Raw genomic sequence first — 15980 nt, 5'->3', positions numbered from 1 at the left:
TGCTCAATACCGCCGGAATGTTCCGGAGGGAGTCCTGAACAGGCACGACAGTCTGCCGGCCCCGTTCCTCAGCCTGCTACTTGACGATGACGATGCTGGTGTTGTCGGGTCCGAAGGTCTCGACAAGCTGGTAGAAATCGGCGGCATTATCGGGATGCAGCCGCACGCAGCCATGCGAGGCCGGCTGGCCGAGGCGCTTGATGGCATAGGTGGCGTGCACCGCGTAGCCGCCGCTGAAGAACACCGAGTGCGGCATCGGCGCGTTGTCGTACTTCTTCGAATACCACATCTCATGCATGCGGGTCGGCTTGAACGAGCCCGTCGGCGTCACATGCGCCCGGTCGCCGGTGGAAACCTTCCAGGCGAAGGTCGGCCGGCCATCGACCGAGACTTCCATGACCTGCTGTGAAAGCGAGACCCGCGCCACGATCTTGTTGGCGGCGTGCGCTGCGTTGGCGCCGAACAGAAGTGCTGCACCCGTGAGCGCGGCGGCGGTGATGTTGATGAGCTTGGCGGAAATGGTGGTGTGCATAATGTCCCCTCTCTCTGCCGGTTCGGCCGGCTGCAATTCGATGAGCGGCTTATCGCTGCGGCATGTTTCGAAGAGATTTCGCGAAATGCTCGTTTGTGTTTCGAATCTGTTTCCTCTGGTTAACAAGCAGGCGGTCATGGCGACAGCGGCCTCGCCCGCAAAACGGAATGAGACACAGCACACATACGTATTTCCCGCGAAACGAAAGTTCGAATACCTTCTATATGAAAGGGTAGAGCTCAATCTCGAAACCAACCTGCAACAAAACGCTGCTTCAGGCGGCATGATGCGGATACGGGCCGGAAGCAAAGTTGACGCAACGAAAGCAGACGGCAACGACCATGGGAACGAAAACGAACACACAGTCCTGGCTCTTCAGGATCAGCATCACGGCAGCGGTCATCGGCGGTGTCGGCACGGTTGCCGGTGGCCCCGCGGCAAGGCTGGCGGCGATGAGTTCGAGTGAGATCTCTACCCTGCACGTCGCTCTGTTTTCCGCCACGGTCTGGATTGTTTCCAGCCTGCGCATCGCCCGATTGATGGCCCTCTGGCGGGTTGGCCTTCGGTTGCTGGCATTGCGCGGCCCCTCCGGCAACTTGCTGCCGAGAGGACCGAAGGCCCGCGCCGCGACGGGGGGCTCCGTGGGCGGCGCGGGCACTTCGGGAGTTTCCTGAAGCGACCCGCGACATTTTGAAGAATTGGCATTTCTGGGGAGTTGGAACGATGAAAACGAAATTCGCGGCCTCGGTGCTTTCCGCATTGCTCTATGCCCAGGGCCTGCTCGGCTTTGCCGCCCTTGCCACCGTTCTCCTTAAGGACCGGGCCCACGCAAACGAAATCGCCATGGCCAATGACATGCCATCGGGGCCGTCGCTGCTGGTGATACGCTGAGTTTCGGGAGCGTCGGTGAGTTGGACCATCCGATGCTCAGCCAGAAAGATAGCCCGAGTGTCCAGCCTTTAGTCGGCAAATTGCTGCGGCGGATCGAACCGGTAGCCGGTGCCGCGTATGGTGGTGATGGTTTCGGTGTCGAGCTTGCGGCGCAGCCGCACGATACGCGAATCGATCGAGCGATCGAAGGCGTCGGCGTTCTCGGCCGGTGCGGCGGCGATAATGTCGTCGCGCGTCAGCACCTTGCGGGGGCTGGCCAGGAACAGCCTGAGCAGCGCCACCTGACCGGGCGAAAGCTGTTCCTCGCTACCGGAGCGATGCATGACGATCGCCGATCTCAAATCGACGGTCGCGTTCTCCAGCACGATCAGTTCCTGGGTGCCCCTGCCGCGCCGCGAAAGCAGGCCGCCGACCCGGGCGGCCAATTCCCTGACATTGAGCGGGCTTTCGACAACGTCGGCCGCACCCAGTTCGAGCGCCAGCACCTTGTCGACGAGATCGGCCGGCCGGCAGATCAGGATGAAATCGGGCCCATCCTCGCCGCCCCCACCTCCGCCGCCATAACGCCTGAGCAGGTCTCGCCCGTCCGCCTGGCTGAGACTGTCACCGACGACAACGACATCGATGCCCCCGCCCGCCAGCAGCGATTCCGCCTCCCAGGGCTGCCGGGCCTGGCGCACATCATGGCCACGCCGCTCGAGATGGTCGCCAAGTTCGGTCGCCACCACCTCGGCGACGGAAACAAGCGCAATGACGGCTCGTGCGGCCATGTTTTCCAACCGTTCCCTTGCAACCGGATATGAGTGCTGGACATCATGTTTATACCCAATCTACTTTCCACTGAAAGTGGGAGCGAGAGCATCGTGCGGGCAAGAATTATTATCGTCGAGGACGAGCCCGACCTGAGGGACGCGGTTGCCGAATATCTCGGCGCCGCCGGCTATGATGTGGCGACCGCCGAAACCGCGGCCGCCGCGCGCAGCCTTATCGAGACTCAAGCCTTCCATTTGGCCATTCTCGACATCGCCATGCCGGGCGAGGACGGTCTGTCGCTCGGCCGCTGGCTGCGCTCGAAAATGCCGATCGGCATCATTTACGCGACCGCCGCCGGCACTGCGCTCGATCGCATCGTCGGGCTGGAACTCGGTGCCGACGACTATATCGTCAAGCCATACGAACTGCGCGAACTGCTGGCGAGGGTGCGCAGCGTGCTGCGCCGCGTTCCAGAGCCGACGGAGCTGCTCGCCAGGAAAGCCAGGACGGACCGCCGTTCCGTCGCCTTCGGCCCGTTCCAGGCCGATCTTGACGGCAGGCTGGTCACCGGCACCAACGGCGCCGTGATCGACATGGCCAAGAGCGAATTCGATGTGCTGGAGGTTTTCCTGACCCGCGCCAACCGGCTTTTGACGCGCGCCGCGATCTCTGAGGCCATCGGCTTCACCGAGGATCCGGAATCGTCGCGTGCCGTCGACATCCGCATCATGCGCCTGAGAAAGAAGATCGAGGCGGACCCGGCCAACCCGAAATTTCTGCGCACGGTGCGCGGCGAAGGCTATATCTTCTCGCTGCCGACCGGCGACAGCAACTGAGCGCCAGGCCCACAGGGTCTCAGGTTCACAGCCGTTGCTCGCCGATCGAATTGGGCCGATCGGATTGGCCCGACCGAATTGGCATGACTTTGGAATAACGGCTGAAAATGACGGGCGAAGCGACAAGCACGGATACACAGGGTTTCAGGCAGGGCGCGGCGATGGCGGCCGTGCGCGTCGTTCGCCGGCTGCGCGAGGCCGGCGACTGGCAGCGCGAGATGGAAGGCATATTGGAAACCCTGTGCCGCGCCATGGAGTGCCAGCGCGGCATCCTGTTTCGCCTGCGCGAACTGCCCGGCCAGGGTTTTGCCCAGTCGGTGTCCGCCTACTGGATCGACCCTGACTTCGGCGGGGAACTTGCATCGCCGACCGTCATCATGCAGTCGATCGTCAATTCGGATCCACTGCTGGAGCGCGTGGCCGAGGACGAACGGCAAGGCAAGATCTTTGCCGGGCATACGCGCAATCTCAGCGGCTTCCTCAGAACCGACTTCGAAAAGCAGAACATCAAGTCGTTCCTGTCGGTGTCGGTCTTCGCGCATGGCCATCTGTGGGGCACGCTCGCCGTCAATGATTGCGTCGAAGAGCGCGAGTGGACCGACGAGGAAGAGGCAACACTGCATATCATCGCGCTCGCCATCGGCGACGCCATCGAACACTCGCCCTCCGACGCCCATGCCAGCGAAGTGATCCGCCGCACCATGCTGCAGGCCTCGCTCGACGCCATCATCGTCATCGACGAGGCCGGATCGATCATCGAATTCAATCCTGCCGCCGAAAAGATGTTCGGCTTCCAGCGCAGCGACATCCTCGGCAAGGACCTGCTCGACACTGTCGTGCCGGAATACTACCGCAAGGGTTATACCTCGGGCGCCGACTACATGTCGGGCCGCGGCGCGCCGATGGTCGGCCAGCGGCTCGAGACCGTAACGCAGAATGCCGCCGGCGAGGTGTTCCCGATCGAGCTGACGGCGACCGAGATGCGGGTCGCCGACCGCCGCTTGATCTTCGGCTCGATCCGCGACCTGCGCGACAGGCTGCGCGCCGAGGAGGAGATCAACCGGCAGCGCGAGAAGCTGCACCAGAACGAGAAGATGGCGGCGATGGGCTCGCTGCTCGCCGGCGTCTCGCACGAGCTCAACAACCCGCTGGCGGTGGTGGTGGCGCAATCGACGCTGTTGCACGAATTCGCCACCGATCCGCAGACCAAGGTCCGCGCCGAGAAGGTGCGCGCCGCCGCCGAGCGCTGCGGCCGCATCGTCAAAAGCTTCCTGTCGATGGTCCGCCTTCATCCGGCAGCCCATGCCGAGACCGACCTCAATCAGGTGATCCGCGCCGCCCTCGAGGTGACCGCCTATGGCGCGCGCTCGAGCGGCATCATCATCGACACCGATTTCGCGCCCGGTCCGCTGCTGGTCATGGCCGACGCCGACCACGTGACGCAGGTGGCGGCCAATTTCCTCATCAACAGCCAGCACGCTTTGGCCGGTGTTGCCGGCGACCGGCTGATCAAGGTGCGGACGTTCCGCAGCGACCTGGGCAAGCCCGGTTTCTCGGTCGAAGACAATGGGCCCGGCGTTCCCGAAGCGATCCGCAACCGTATCTTTGAATCCTATTTCACCACCAAGCCTGTTGGTGTGGGCACCGGCATCGGCCTGTCGATCTCGAAATCGATCATCGAACGGCACAATGGCAATGTCTGGTTCGAGGAAGTGCTGCCCAGAGGCGCGCGTTTCGTCGTCCAGTTGCCGGCCATTTCGGCCGGCATCGCCGCCGCCGGCGAAGCCCAGCCGCGCTCGAGCGGCCTGCGCCATGCCCTGATCATCGACGACGAGCCCGATGTCGCCGGCTCGCTGTCCGACATTCTCGAATTGATGGGCATCAAGTCACGGATCGCGCCGGTCTGGGAATCGGGCGCCGCCACACTGGGCGGCCACATGCCGCCGGACATCGTCTTTTCGGATCTGCGTATGCCCGGCATATCAGGCATAGCCATCTACCGCGAGCTGCTCGTCGAAAGGCCTGATCTGGCGCGGCGGTTCGTGTTGGTCACCGGCGATCTGATCGGCGCCAAGGCGGAAATCGAAGCCTTGCCGGCGCCGCAGCGGCCGCAGATCCTGGAAAAGCCGTTCAGCACGCTGGATGTGCGCAGCGTACTTTCAGCTATTGCCGAGCAAGCGGCACTGAACGGATAGAAAAAAGGCTCCCGGCCGATTGCGCGGCGGGAGCCGAAGGGAGCGCTGGAGGGAGCGCTCGGGGAGGTCAGAGCATTACCCCGAAGAGGGAACCGGTTTCGGGATCACGCTTCGACAAAAATCAGAAAACGTTTGGCGTGTTGGTCAGCGGCGCGGCATTGGCGATCATGCGGATTGCACGGGTCTTGTGCGTCCCGGACTGCTGTGCGATCGCGCGCAGGCAATCGACGCTCTCGGCGCCCCAGGACTGCCCCTTGCAGGCAAAGTCGAGCGTCGGCATCGGCAGGCGAGCGGTCTTGATCGTCGTCGGCGCCCCGTCAACGACGTTGGCCGGCGGATTTAGCGATGCGAAGGCCGGGCCAACCGTCGGCGTGAACGCCATGCCGGCGAAGGCGCAAGCAGCCAGCGCCATGAACATGGCCATGGGGTGGTCGCTGGCGCGCTGGCGCAGGGCCAGCTTCGGGCGGCGGTCAGCGCGCTCCGGAGCCTGGAGGCGGTGTTCGCTGCTGATGATCTCGGCTTTCGCATACATTGCCTTCCCCTTCGCTGCGTTTCTTTTTGATGATGAAACGAACTTAATCGCACTTTGTAACAGCACAAAATTGGCGCAGGTCTGGCAATGTAACCAGATTGAAACAGCGCAATCGGGCAAGACCGGGCAAAATCGGTCATTCCAGCTGTCATTTTGCCGAGTTAAGCGAATCCCGGATCGACTCCCGTCAGACTGTCCCGAACCAGGCGCCTGCCGAACAGCCGATCAGGCCACGCGGGGGGAGCGGTTTTGCCTCCGGCGAGGCGGCTCGTTCTTCAGCTCGCACGCTTTGTGAAACCGCGCGGAAACGGCATTCCGGAACCGGGGCTAACACCCGGATTCTCCGCGATTTTCTGAGGCAGCAGCCGTATCGAATTCCTCCGCCGGCGATCCATGGAACCCACCTCGGAATCCTTAGCATTTTCACAAGCCATTGCATTTCAATGCAAAATATGATTTTATTGAATGATTATTCAACAAAAAGAAGAGACGTTTTATGAACCCGCACCTCCGTGACGTGGCGATCCCCAACGATTGGGACCGGCGGGGGCTACCGGGCTGGAGTTACCATTCCGATGCCCTTCTCGAGCTCGAGAAGGAGCATGTCTTCCGCAACCACTGGCAGATCGTCGGTCATGTCAGCGACGTGCCCAACGCCGGCGACTATCTGACCATGGACGTGGTCGGCGAACGCGCCTTGATCGTGCGCGGCAAGGACGGCGTCGTGCGCGGCTTCAACAACATGTGCCGCCACCGCGGCAGCCGCGTCGTCGCCGACAGCCAGGGCAATTGCAAGAACGCGCTGGTGTGCCCGTTCCATGGCTGGGTCTACAATCTCGACGGCACGCTGCGCGGCGCCGCGCGCCCGCGCTCCTTCCCCGACCTCGACAAGGCCGAGTTCGGCCTGATGCAGCTCGACCTCGAAGTCTGGATGGGGTTTATCTTCATCCGCTTCCGCAATGGCGGACCGCAGCCTTCGGTCGCCGAGCTGATGAAGCCGATCGAGCCCGAATTCGCGCACTACAAGGCCGCCGACATGGTGCCGTCCTGGGGCATCTGGAGCCAGAAGACCCCGGTCAACTGGAAGTCGGTGCGTGATGTCGACAATGAGGGCTATCACGTCGCCATGGCGCATCCTGCCCTGCAGGATCTTTATGGCGCTACCTATTTCGACGAACCCTTCATCAACGGCGTCTCACGCTCCTTCGCCACCTACAACCCGCATGCCGGCCGCCGCTGGAGCGTCAAGAACTACGTCAAGATCGCGCCCGAGCCGGCGCATCTGCCGGACTATCTGAAGAAGGCCTGGGTCTACTACGGCATCTTCCCCAATGCGGTCATTTCGGTGATGCCGGAATCCGTGCAGTTCTATCAGGAGTTTCCGCTGTCGACGGGTGAGACCCTGCTGCGCGGCGCCATCTACCGTTACCGCGACGAAAGCCGCGAGCAGGCCGCCGCCCGCTACCTTTCCTTCCGCATCGACCGCGACACCATGTCGGAAGATGTACAGCTGTCGGTGTGGTCGAACGAATCCATGCTGTCCGAAGCTTTCGAGGGTTTCTATCTCTCCGACCTCGAATATGGCGTGCGCACCCACCACGACCATCTGCGCAAGATGCTGCCGGTGCTGGGGCTGGAGACGGCGCCCGAGGAGAAGGACATGTGGAATCTGAACGACGCGCTCAGGTCACGATCGTAGGACGCTGCCTATCACCGTTTGATAACCAAAGGCACGATAGTGTGGGATCGGCCGCCACTGGCCGTCGGACCCGGGCATGTCGAGCATTTCACCACTTCGGACCAATCCTACGGCAGGCCTGGCCGTCCAGCTCCTGCAGGGCGTAAACTCCAAAGCATCCGGCCGTGATCTGTCGGCAATGCCTGCGTTGTTGGGCGACGATCGCTCCAGCAAGGCGGTCTCGACGATCATCCGCATCCTCATGGACGCGAAGGGCAACACCGCCGTCGCCGCCCAGGCACAGGGCGCAACCGTCAGCATGTCGACCGGGAGCGGCAACGACGCGGTATCCATAGACGCCAACGAGGCCGACAACGTTGACACCGGCGCCGGCAATGACGTGATCGCCATCCGCACCTCGGGCGGCCTCACGAATTGGGACGGCCGCATACTGACCTCTGTCAGCCGCATCTACGCCGGTAATGGCGATGATGCGATCTCGATCGCCGCGCACGGCAGCGCCACCAACATTGATGGCGGCGACGGCAACGACGCCATTGCAATTACCAGCACACAGGCCGGGCAGGAACCATTCGACCGCGGCATAGACGTCATCAACGGTGGCGCCGGCAATGACAGCATCGCTCTGGCGGCGGCATCTCAGGTGAGCCGCGTCTATGGCGGCAGCGGCAATGATGCCATTGCCATAAGCTCCGGCCGCTCCGTCTGGCTAGTCGATGGCGGTGACGGTAACGACCAAATCGCCATCGCCGCCGCCGGCGTGAGCCATGTCTATGGCGGCGACGGTCACGACACGATCAATGTGGCCGCACGCGGCCTGGACCAGATATATGCCGGATCGGGCGATGACACCGTGACCGTGAGCGCCGAGCGCGCCTCGCGCGTGCATGGCGAAGACGGCAACGACCTGCTGCAAATCACGGCCTCCGATGTCAGCGATGTCGATGGCGGTGACGGCAATGACACGATCGTCATCACCGGTGACAAGATCGCCTCCGTCCACGGCGGCGCAGGCGATGACAGGATCGTCCTGAACAACACCGGCGACCGCGCCGCGCATGTTTTTCTGGTCAATGGCGAAGGCCAGGACCAGATCGAGACCAATGGAGCACTGGCGATCTCGCGCTTTAACGATGACGGCACGCAGCGTCTGGACATGGCCAATGCAATGGTCACCCAGAACGACGACGGCACGCTGACCATCGGCTTTTCGGACAGCGCCGACACCATGACCGTCAAGCTGACGGGTGCCATGGCCGGGGCCAAGCTGGCCTTCGATACTCCCCGGGATGGAAGGACGCTCCTTATCCGCGCCGCCGATCAGCCCGTAAAAATGCCGTGGGAATAGTTCGCCGCCAAAAGCGCGGGCGCGGATAATTGGGCGAAACCGTTGACGAGAGCACCCCTATGCCCGTCACTATACGGGGAGAGGATGCCGGCAGGCAGGTGAGGTGCAGCACTGTGCTTGCGAGGATTATCGCGTTGGACCGACGACGCATTTACCGATGCGACCAATCGCCAACGCTGGCGCCGCCCCTCATCCGCCCTTAGGGCGTTCGTCGTTCGAAAAGCCAAGCAATTGGCTTTTCGTCCGCTGCGCGGACCTTCCTCACCTCCCCGTGAAACGGGGAGAAGGAAGAAGCCTCACCCCCGCCACACGCCTTCTTTTCTGAGATCATCCATAGTCCGCGAAATACCCTCGCGCAGAATGCCGACCATGTCGTCGATCTGCTCGCGCGTGATGATCAGCGGCGGCGACATCACGCACATGTTGATCAGCGGCCGCACCAGCAAGCCAAGTTCGTGGCAATGGGCGTCGATGCGTTTGCCGACATCCTTGTCGAGTTGCAGCGGGTCCTTGCTTTCGCGGTCCGCAACACATTCGACGCAGCCCATCAACCCGACGCCGCGCACCTCGCCGACCAGCGGCAGCTCTTCCAGCGTCTTCAACTGCGCCTGGAAATAGGGCGCGACCGCTTGCGTGTGGGAAAGCACGCCTTCTTCCAGCAGGTCGAGGTTTTTCAGCGCCACGGCGCAGCCGACAGGGTGGCTTGTGTAGGTCAGGCCATGGCCGAACATGGCGTCGGGATGGTTCGAGCGGCGCAACTCCTGCAGCAGCCGTTCCGAAATGATGACGCCGCCGAGCGGGAAATAGCCCGAGGTGACGCCCTTGGCGAAGGTGATCATGTCGGGATCGATGCCGAACACCTCGCCCGAAGCGAAGACATGGCCAAGCCGGCCGAAGCCCGTCACCACCTCGTCGGAGACATAGAGGATGTCGTTGTCGCGGCAGATTTCGCGGATGCGCTTGAGATAGCCGTCCGTCGGGATCACGACGCCTCCCGATGCCTGCACCGGCTCGCCGACGAAAGCACCGATCTTGTCGGCGCCGACGCGGGCGACCGTATCGCGGAATTGATCGACCAGGAAATCGGTGAAGGCGGCAAGGCTCATGCCGTGCGGACGGCGGAACGGATCGGGCGAGGACAGCTTGATCACCAGCTCGTCGGCGCCGTCCATCCAGTCGCGGTCGCGCGGACGGCCGTTGAGCGAGGCCGACAGATAGGTCGAGCCGTGATAGGCGCCGCCGCGCGACAGGATCAGCTTCTTTTCCGGGCGGCCGCGCACATTGTTGTAGAACTGCATGAAGCGCAGCGCCGTCTCGACGGCCGAAGAACCGCCGGTTGTGTAGAAGACATGGCTGAGATCGCCCGGCGCGTGGCCGGCGATGCGCATGGCAAGTTCGGCCGACGGCGCGTTCATGGTGTACCAGGGCGTGTTGTAGGACAGCGCCATCGCCTGGTCGTACATCACCCTGGCCAGTTCCTCGCGGCGGTGGCCGACATTGACGCACCACATGCCGGCAGGCCCGTCGATCAGCCGCTTGCCGGTGCTGTCGGTGATGTAGATGCCGTCGCCCTCGCCGATCAGTGCGCGAGCTTCCGCACCGACAGAACCAGCGTACGGCCAGGGCTGGATAAGATGGCGCTTGGCCAGTTCAACGGCATCGTCATCCCCAAGCGTTGCCGGTTCGGTCGCCTTCAGGTCTCTCACCGCAGCCATTGTCGTCTCCACATCTCTATCGAATTTTTCCTGGACCTCAAATTCGGCGGCAAAGGCCGGAAATGGCGGCTTTCTTCACCTAATTTTGAATGTCCGTTCAATCAATATCTCAGAAATAGCGCTTGATTTCAATCCACGGATGCGCGCATGATGAAAGAAAGCCGGCAAGGGGAACGACAGTCGGCGTCAGCACAATGGGATGCCGCATGGCGGAAAAGTCCAAGCCCGCAACCGAGATCACGCCCGGGGCCCTGCAATGACGGCGGCTGTGGAAGGGTCGCCCCCGTGGCGCATGACGCGGGCCAGACGAAATGCCCTTCTGCAATCCGAGCCCGTCCAGGGCTTTGCCCTGATCAGTCCGACCTTTCTCTACGCCCTCATCCTGCTGGTGCTGCCGATCCTGGTGGTCATCGCTCACTCCTTCTGGACGCAGCACTATCTCACCATCGACCGCACATTCACGCTGGAAAACTACCGCGTCGCGCTGACCGAGCCGATCTACCGCGATCTCCTCTGGCGCTCGCTCTACATCTCGCTGACGGTCAGCCTGTTCACCGTGATCCTCGCCTACCCGATCGCCTACTTCATTTCCTTCCATGGCGGCCGTCACAAGAGCCTGTGGCTGTTCCTCATCACCATCCCGTTCTGGACCAGCTATCTCCTGCGCGTCATGTCGTGGAAGGTCATCCTCGGCTACAACGGCGTCTTGAATTCCGGCCTGATGGGCCTCGGCATCATCGATGAGCCATCGACGGCGCTGCTCTACAATTCGACCGCCGTCATCATCACGCTCACCCATGCATGGGCGGCCTTCGCCATCCTGCCGATCTTCGTCTCGCTGGAAAAGGTCGACCGCACGCTGGTCGAAGCAGCCACCGATCTCGGCGACGGTCCCTTGCGCTCATTCCTGCGCGTGACCTTGCCGCTGTCGGCGCCGGGCGTCATCTCGGCGGCGCTGATCGTCATGATCCCGACGGTCGGCGACTACGTCACACCGAAGCTGGTCGGCGGCAAGGACGGCGTCATGATCGCCAACGCCATCCAGGCGCAGTTCGGCAAGGCGGCCAACTGGCCGTTGGGGGCCGCGCTTTCCGTCACCACCATGCTGATCGTCACCCTGATGGCCGGCGCCACGGTGCTGATCATACGCGCACTGCAGAGGCTGGCACGATGAGGGCGCGGCGTTTCCTGTCGGGCGGCTGGCTGTCCGTCTATGCGTTCCTCTATGTCGTCTTCCTCTATCTGCCCGTCATCTTCCTGCCGATCTTCTCGATCAACGCGGCGCCAACGCCGAAATTCCCGCTCACCGGCTTCACGCTGCAGTGGTATGCGGACCTGCCGCATACGCCGGCCCTGCTCGACGCCGCCTGGAACAGCCTGAAAGTCGGTGTCTCGGCTTCGATCCTCGCTACGGTGCTCGGCATCCTCGCCGCCCGTTCGATCACTCGCTACCGCTATCCCGGCCGCCGCACCATCAACGGCCTGATCATGGCGCCGCTGGTGCTGCCCGAGGTGATCGTCGCCATCTCGATGCTGCTGGTGATGCTGCAATTGGGCCTCAGCCTGTCGCTGTTCACCGTCGTGCTTGGCCATGTCCTGGTCTGCATTCCCTATTCGATGACGGTGCTGACCTCCGGCTTCGAAGGCTTCGACCGCAGCCTGGAGGAAGCCTCCGCCGATCTCGGCGAAAGCGCCTTCGGCACCTTCCGGCGCGTGACGTTGCCGATGGTGGCGCCGGCGATCATTTCCAGCCTGCTGGTGTGCTTCACCATTTCGCTGGACGAGTTCATCATCGCCTTCTTTCTGACCGGCACCGAGGCGACATTGCCTATCTACATCTGGGGCCAATTGCGTTTCGCCTCGAAACTGCCGGGCGTTTTGGCGTTGGGCACGCTGCTTCTGGTTGCCTCTTTCCTTTTGATGACCGTCGCCGAAATCCTGCGTCGCCGCGCGGCCAGACGCACCCAGAACGAGGGAGGCCTCTATGCCTGAACAGCCGCAGATCGAGCGCCCCCAATCCGAGCGAGCCCAATCCGATCGGGCCATGATCGAGATCCGCAACGTCACCCGCAGCTATGGATCGTTCAAGGCGCTCGACGACGCGTCCCTGACCATCCGCGAGGGCGAGTTCTTCTCGCTGCTCGGCCCGTCCGGCTGCGGCAAGACCACGCTGCTGCGCATGATCGCTGGCTTCGACAACCCGACCAGCGGCTCGATCGCCGTCGGCGGCCAACCGATGGAAGGCATTCCGGCCAACCGCCGGCCGACCAATATGGTGTTCCAGAGCTATGCGATCTTCCCGCACCTCAATGTCGAGCAGAACGTCGCCTATGGGCTGAAGCGGCTTAGGCTGCAGGGCGGCGAGGAAAAGCGCCGCGTCGAGGAAGCGCTGGCGCAGGTGTCGCTGACCGGGCTTGGCAAACGGCTAGCCACAGAGCTTTCCGGCGGCCAGCGTCAGCGCGTGGCGCTCGCCCGCGCGCTGGTCATGCGGCCCAAGGTGCTGCTGCTCGACGAACCGCTGTCGGCACTCGACAAGAAGCTGCGCGAGCAGATGCAGGTCGAGCTGCGCCGGCTGCAGCAGGCGGTCGGCATCACCTTCGTGCTGGTCACCCACGACCAGTATGAGGCGCTCGCCATGTCCGACCGCATCGCCGTGATGTTCGGCGGCAAGATCGCACAGGTCGCCTCGCCCAAGGAAATCTACCAGCGGCCGGTCAACCGCCAGGTCGCCGACTTCCTCGGCGGCATGAACTTCGTCAAGGCTGAGATCGTCGAGGAGAACGGCACCTCGCTGGTCGTCGACACGCTGGGCTTCGGCCGCGTCAAGACCGAGAAGCCGAAGGCTTTCGTGCGCAATGGCGGCGGCGCCACGCTGGGCATCCGCCCCGAACGCCTGCGCGTGCTGTGGGACAATGCGACGGCAAAGTTCGAGGTCGCCGGCAAGGTGGTCGAACGCCACTATTTCGGCGAGATCACCCACCTGATCGTCGAGATACCGGGCTTGGAAAAGCCACTGTCGGTAACCGAAACCAACGATTTCGGCGCCGACGACATTCCGGTCGGCACCCCGATACGCCTCGCCTACGATCCCGAGGCGCTGGTGGCGATGGGCGACTGAAGCTGCGCCACGATCTTGCGCGCCGCGATGCGTCCCGCAACGATCGCACCCTCGACATAGGCCGGGAATGACGGCGACAGTTCCGAAGCGGCGAAATGGACTGGCGATGCACCGCCAAGAATCGTCCGCTCGGAATCCCTCGCCGTCACGTCGACAATGAGGTCGCTGTAGGCCCCGCCGCTCCAGCGGTCCTGTATCCAGTCGCGCGACCTGAAATCGATGACATCTCCGGCATCCGGCCCGAGTGCTTCCTGCAATCGGGTGGTCACTTCCGCACGCAGCCCCGCCGCGTCGAGCGCACGCCAGCGCAGCGCGAGCGGGCCGCCGATGAAAACGACGAGCGCTGCATGCTCCGCGTCCTTGCTGGCGTCGCAGGCAAACAGTCCCGGCAGGTCGCGCCACATCACCATGCCGCTCAAGTCCCGCTCGCGCCAGAACGGCCGGGAATAGCGCACCAGGATCTTGATCACCGCCCCGCTTTCCCAGACGCCAAGCGCGTGCCCGAGAGAGGGCGGCAAGGCGGGCGCGAAATCGAGCTTCGCGGCCGTCGCCGGCGGCAGGGCGACCAGCACTTGACGCGCTTCGATCGCGCCGTTGGCCGAGACGACACGAACGCCTTGCGGCCCATGCTCGATGCGCAGGACCGGCTCATTCAACAGCACCCGGTCGCCGAGGTCGTCAGAAAGATCCTCGGCCAGCGACTGCATCGTCTCGCGCAGAGAATATTGCAGCTCCGGCACCTCGTTGGTGATGCGTCGGTCATTGTCGATCAGGTACCAGAGCGGCACCCTGTCCATCGGCAGGCACCACAGGCCTTCGATCATCGACCGGAAAGCCGTCTTGGCATCGATGGGATCATGCTGCTGTTCCAGCCAGGCGGCGACGGTCATGCCTTCTATCGACGGGTCGTCCGGCTCGATACCATTCATCCGCTCGCGGATCGCCATGGCGCCGTGATAGGTCCGCTTGGCGTCCTTGGCCGACATCGACGGATGGGTGATGAAATCGCCCTCGACATAGGTTTCGACGAATGTCTTGCCTCGCGCCCTCGCCAGCGCCATCACCTCCGGCATGTCCTCGCACAGGAATTGGCCGCCGCTGTCGATGCGCTCGCCAAGACCGTTGCGGATCGCCTCGACCCGCCCGCCGACGCGGTCGCGTGCTTCAAGCAACAGGAAGCCGACGCCGGCCTGCTTCAGCTCAAGCGCCGCCGACAGGCCGGTGAAGCCGGCACCGACGATGACGACGTCGGTTCTTTCCAGCTCGCTCTTCAATAGCCGGCCTTGATCTTCTCGAACTCGTCGACCATGCGCTTCTTGAGTTCGGGCGCGACCGGCTGCTGGAACAGCGTCTTGTCGAGGAATTTGTCGATGTCGTCGAAACCGCGCTCGGCCAGCACCTTGTGGTCGATCGCGGCCATGCCGGCGCTGTTGCCATGGCCGTAGCCGAACGTCGTCACCATGTATTTCGAAATGTCCGGCGCATTGACCGCGCTCAGGAAATCATAGGCCTGGTCGAGCTTGCCCGGCGCGTCCTTCATCAGCACGTAGCCGCACACCCAGGTCGACATGCCTTCCCTGGTGTCGCGGTTCATGGCGACGGGAACACCTTGCCCATTCATCGCGATCAGTGTCTGGCCCCAGCCCCAGGCGAGATCGACCTCATTGCCGGAGAACGCCTGGTCGATGTCGCTCGAGTCTGTCCAGTAGAGACGGACATTCTTGTGCACCTGGCGCAGGAAGTCGGACGCCTCCTTGAACTGCGCGTCGGTCATCTTGGTCCAGTCCTTCAGGCCGATGACCAGGCTCGCCAGCGCGTAGGCATCGTCGACATTGTCGCCGATGGTGACGCGGCCCTTGAACTTCGGATCGGCGAGGATCCGCAGCGACTGCGCCTCTTGAGCCGTCACATTGTCGGTGCGATAGAGCAGTGCCGTATTGCCCCAGTCAAACGGCATGAACCAGGCCTTGCCGTCGGCCGTGGTGGCGAGGTTCTTCATCGCCATGATGCCGGGATTGAGATCCTTCCAGCCGGCAATCCGGGAGGTGTCGAGCGGCTGCAACAGGCCCGCGTCACGCCATTTCGCAACGCTTTGCGAACAGGGATGCGCAATGTCGGTCTTGAACCCCGCCCGCATCTTTTCGAAAGCTTCGTCCTCGTCGCCGAAGAAGGCGAAGGTCGGCTCGGCGCCGTGCTTGGCCGTGTAGGCGGGATGCAGCAGAGGATCCTCGTAGCCGGACCAGTCGAACACCACGAGATCGCCGCCGCCTTCCGCCCAGGCATAGACCGCGCCGGCGCCGATCACACACGCTGCTGCAAGGGCAAGGCGGCGTAGCACTGACGTCATGGCGAAACTCCCCC

General features: G+C 63.1%; 15 protein-coding genes. 8 read left to right on the top strand and 7 right to left on the bottom strand.

All coding sequences use genetic code 11. The features are described 5' to 3' along the window. Positions 1-76: 76 nt before the first annotated feature. Together AC1DX0_RS03555 and AC1DX0_RS03550 are read right to left on the bottom strand one after the other, a co-directional pair. Positions 77-532 carry a L,D-transpeptidase gene (locus tag AC1DX0_RS03555; RefSeq protein WP_477223245.1) on the bottom strand — a complete coding sequence of 152 codons (456 nt, stop codon included), beginning with the start codon at positions 530-532 and terminating at the stop codon, positions 77-79. Positions 533-806: 274 nt separating this feature from the next. After that, positions 807-1190: a hypothetical protein gene (locus tag AC1DX0_RS03550; RefSeq protein WP_477223244.1), complete on the bottom strand. Its 384-nt coding sequence runs from the start codon at positions 1188-1190 to the stop codon at positions 807-809. A gap of 65 nt (positions 1191-1255) precedes the next feature. Between AC1DX0_RS03550 and AC1DX0_RS03545 the strand changes: the two genes are divergently transcribed. Next, positions 1256-1423 (top strand): hypothetical protein, encoded by a 168-nt coding sequence (locus tag AC1DX0_RS03545; protein WP_477223243.1) that lies wholly within the window; start codon positions 1256-1258, stop codon positions 1421-1423. Between the two features lie 68 nt (positions 1424-1491). On the opposite strand, the gene AC1DX0_RS03540 is transcribed toward AC1DX0_RS03545, so the two are convergent. Further along, the gene (locus tag AC1DX0_RS03540; RefSeq protein WP_477223242.1) at positions 1492-2193 is read right to left on the bottom strand and encodes a winged helix-turn-helix domain-containing protein; all 702 of its coding nucleotides are present in this window, start codon (positions 2191-2193) and stop codon (positions 1492-1494) included. 45 nt (positions 2194-2238) lie between these two features. On the opposite strand from AC1DX0_RS03540, the gene AC1DX0_RS03535 reads away from it, so the two are divergent. Together AC1DX0_RS03535 and AC1DX0_RS03530 are read left to right on the top strand one after the other, a co-directional pair. Next, entirely contained in the window at positions 2239-3012 is a 774-nt protein-coding gene (locus AC1DX0_RS03535) for a response regulator (RefSeq protein ID WP_477223241.1), read from the top strand. Between the two features lie 107 nt (positions 3013-3119). Continuing rightward, positions 3120-5207 carry a PAS domain S-box protein gene (locus AC1DX0_RS03530; RefSeq protein ID WP_477223240.1) on the top strand — a complete coding sequence of 696 codons (2088 nt, stop codon included), beginning with the start codon at positions 3120-3122 and terminating at the stop codon, positions 5205-5207. Positions 5208-5328: 121 nt separating this feature from the next. Here AC1DX0_RS03530 and AC1DX0_RS03525 read toward each other — a convergent pair whose 3' ends face one another. After that, positions 5329-5739 carry a hypothetical protein gene (locus AC1DX0_RS03525; protein WP_477223239.1) on the bottom strand — a complete coding sequence of 137 codons (411 nt, stop codon included), beginning with the start codon at positions 5737-5739 and terminating at the stop codon, positions 5329-5331. 496 nt (positions 5740-6235) lie between these two features. Here AC1DX0_RS03525 and AC1DX0_RS03520 point away from each other — a divergent pair, with 496 nt between their 5' ends. Then, on the top strand, positions 6236-7438 hold the full coding sequence (locus tag AC1DX0_RS03520) for an aromatic ring-hydroxylating oxygenase subunit alpha (RefSeq protein ID WP_477223238.1): 1203 nt from the start codon (positions 6236-6238) through the stop codon (positions 7436-7438). Positions 7439-7616: 178 nt separating this feature from the next. After that, positions 7617-8786 (top strand): calcium-binding protein, encoded by a 1170-nt coding sequence (locus AC1DX0_RS03515; protein WP_477223237.1) that lies wholly within the window; start codon positions 7617-7619, stop codon positions 8784-8786. Positions 8787-9082: 296 nt separating this feature from the next. Here the strand turns inward: AC1DX0_RS03515 and AC1DX0_RS03510 are convergent, their stop codons facing one another. Beyond that, positions 9083-10501, bottom strand: a complete 1419-nt coding sequence (locus tag AC1DX0_RS03510; protein WP_477223236.1) for an aminotransferase — start codon at positions 10499-10501, stop codon at positions 9083-9085. A 256-nt stretch (positions 10502-10757) separates the two neighbouring features. Here AC1DX0_RS03510 and AC1DX0_RS03505 point away from each other — a divergent pair, with 256 nt between their 5' ends. Genes AC1DX0_RS03505 through AC1DX0_RS03495 form a run of 3 tightly spaced genes read left to right on the top strand, consistent with a single transcriptional unit; the run spans position 10758 to position 13619 of the window. Beyond that, positions 10758-11675, top strand: coding sequence for an ABC transporter permease (locus tag AC1DX0_RS03505; RefSeq protein ID WP_477223235.1), 918 nt, complete (start codon positions 10758-10760; stop codon positions 11673-11675). After that, positions 11672-12493, top strand: a complete 822-nt coding sequence (locus AC1DX0_RS03500; RefSeq protein ID WP_477223234.1) for an ABC transporter permease — start codon at positions 11672-11674, stop codon at positions 12491-12493. The genes AC1DX0_RS03505 and AC1DX0_RS03500 overlap by 4 nt, the downstream gene beginning before the upstream one ends. A gap of 52 nt (positions 12494-12545) precedes the next feature. Beyond that, positions 12546-13619, top strand: coding sequence for an ABC transporter ATP-binding protein (locus tag AC1DX0_RS03495; RefSeq protein WP_477223387.1), 1074 nt, complete (start codon positions 12546-12548; stop codon positions 13617-13619). Here AC1DX0_RS03495 and AC1DX0_RS03490 read toward each other — a convergent pair. Together AC1DX0_RS03490 and AC1DX0_RS03485 are read right to left on the bottom strand one after the other, a co-directional pair. Then, positions 13583-14893 (bottom strand): flavin monoamine oxidase family protein, encoded by a 1311-nt coding sequence (locus tag AC1DX0_RS03490; protein ID WP_477223233.1) that lies wholly within the window; start codon positions 14891-14893, stop codon positions 13583-13585. The genes AC1DX0_RS03495 and AC1DX0_RS03490 overlap by 37 nt on opposite strands. Further along, entirely contained in the window at positions 14890-15966 is a 1077-nt protein-coding gene (locus AC1DX0_RS03485) for an extracellular solute-binding protein (RefSeq protein WP_477223232.1), read from the bottom strand. The genes AC1DX0_RS03490 and AC1DX0_RS03485 overlap by 4 nt, the downstream gene beginning before the upstream one ends. Positions 15967-15980 lie beyond the last annotated feature (14 nt).

The sequence above is a fragment of the Mesorhizobium sp. P3_A9 genome (assembly GCF_056402975.1).
The sequence above is the reverse complement of the archived record's forward strand: the minus strand, read 5'-3'. Positions and strand labels throughout refer to the sequence as shown.